The following is a 2166-nucleotide window of genomic DNA, read 5'->3' on the forward strand; positions in this document are numbered from 1 at the left end:
TGTTGAGTCGGCCCGGGGCGCGGTGCCGGGATTGCTCCCGGTCCGTTTCCCCGGACCGCTCGCCGAACCCGCCGTACCGATCTCTCGGTAACGGGCTCTCCACGGTGTCTGCCGTCAGGCAGTGGCGGGCCATGGGGTTGGGATCTTGTTACCCCGGTAGGTGTAGCGGGAGACCGTCACACCTTGCAGCCGGTAGTACTCGACCCCGTCGGCCGCGATCACCCACCGCCCTGAGGTGGTTTTCAGGTGGCGGCGCAGTTGGCCCCAGTTCCAGCGGTGGCGGGCCCGCAGCATGTGGACGAGTCTCCACCAGGTGAAGGAGTCCAGCTTGCTGAAGGTCCACTTCGCCACGGCGTGCCGGAAGTAGTTGGCCCAGCCCCGCATGATCTGGCCCAGCCGGGTCAGGGTCGATGCGAGGTCCCACTGTGATGTCTTGTGCGTCAGGGCACGGATCTTCGCCTTCAAGGTCCGGACGGGCCGGGGATCGATGAAGGTGTAGACGTACCACTTGTTCGTCCCCCTCTTGCGTTTCCACCGGATGCGGAAGCCGAGGAAGGCTAACCCGTCGCTCATGTGGACCACTTGGGTCTTGGCTGGTGACAGCCGTAGCCCCATGGTGGCCAGCAGGCGGGCGACGTCTTCGCGCAGCGCTTCGGTGTCCTCACACGAACCATGTACCAAGATCACGAAGTCGTCGGCGTAGCGGATGATCCGCCACGTCGGCCGGCCCCGGGAGTGCCGGTAGGTTCGCTTCCCCCGAGTGGACATTGCCCCGCCGTCCTTCCACGGCGCCATCACGTGCTCATCGAGCGCGGTCAGCGCGATGTTGAAGATCAACGGGGACAGGATGCCCCCCTGGGGAGTGCCGGTGTGGGTGTTGCGCTGCTCGCCGAGTTCGGTGAGCACACCGGCCTTGAGGAACGCCTTGACCAGGGCCAGCACGCGCTTGTCCTTGACGCGCGCCCGCACCCGCTCCATCACGAAGGAGTGCGAGAGGTTGTCGAAGGCCGCCTCGATGTCCGCGTCCAGCACCCAGCGGTAACCCCGGGTGCCGAAGTGGTGGATCTCGGCGATCGCGTCGTGTGGCCTGCGCCGGGGCCGGAACCCGTAGGAGACCGGCTCGAAGTCGGCCTCGAAGATGGGTTCCAGCACCAGCTTCAGCGCCGCCTGGACGACCCGGTCGGCAAGCGCGGGGATCCCGAGCTTGCGAACCTTTCCCGACCCACCCGGTTTGGGAATCTTCCTCTCCCGCACCGGCAGCGGCCGAAACGAGCCGTCCTTCAGGGCGGCCCGCAGATCGTCCAGGAAACCAGGGATCCCGATCCGCTCCTCGACCCCGGCGACCGTCAGGCCGTCGACGCCGGGAGTGTTGGCTCCCTGGTTGCCCGCGACCCGGTCGAACGCCATGACCAGCGTGGCCGGGTCGTGCACGAAGTTGAACAAGTCATCGAACCGGCGGCCCGGATCGGCCGCCGCCCAACGGTGAAGCTTGGTCTGCATCCCCGATACCCTCGTCCACGACCCGGCAGGTCCCGAACGCGGAGCGCCGCCGTTCGGCGGTGCATCTTCCGGCATTACAGCCTCCAGTCCTTCTCGAAACCGCTGCCGCCCTTCCCCATGTGCGCGGGCTTTCCCCGGCTCGGAGTACTACGGCGGCTCCGCCCCGCCCCCAGCCGATCGGCGGTCGGTGCGCCCGGCCCCGACCCCGCGCTGGACGCACGGACTCAAGGGCAGGCCGGGGACGGTTCCCATGTTCACAGTGATTCGCTCGTCGAAGTAGGAGCCCGACTATGCCCCTGCGGCATCGCTGCGAGTACGCCGCAGTTCTTCCTCGCAGCCTCCCTGGCAGCTCATGCCTACCGCCTCAGGAGTTCCCCGCCCACGCGCACGGCGGGTACGCACCGCTCCCGGCCCAGATCCACCAGGTTCGAGCCGGTGCCTAATCAAGGGGGTGTCACACGTCGGTTCCTCGCGTACTCCTCTCCGTCCCGCTTGCCGGACCCGCACCATCTGGCAGTGCTGGCACGTCCCGGCGTTGTCAGGGCTGCTCCCACCCTCCCCGGCACCACCCGGCTCAGGCTGCCCTCAGCTCCGCCGTCCCGCTGCGACGGGATCAGCGGTGAAGGTCTCTCACCTCCACTCGAACCACTGCGCCTCACGGCGCAC

Annotated in this window: 1 protein-coding gene; it reads right to left on the bottom strand. The window is 67.9% G+C overall.

What is annotated here, in order from left to right; translation table 11 throughout:
* Positions 1 to 114: 114 nt before the first annotated feature.
* Complete coding sequence (ltrA, locus tag ACFW2Y_RS35560; protein WP_384887823.1) at positions 115 to 1500, bottom strand: group II intron reverse transcriptase/maturase; 1386 nt, start codon at positions 1498 to 1500, stop codon at positions 115 to 117.
* Positions 1501 to 2166: the final 666 nt, after the last annotated feature.

The sequence above is a fragment of the Streptomyces sp. NPDC058877 genome (genome assembly GCF_042742855.1).
Lineage (GTDB): Bacteria > Actinomycetota > Actinomycetes > Streptomycetales > Streptomycetaceae > Streptomyces.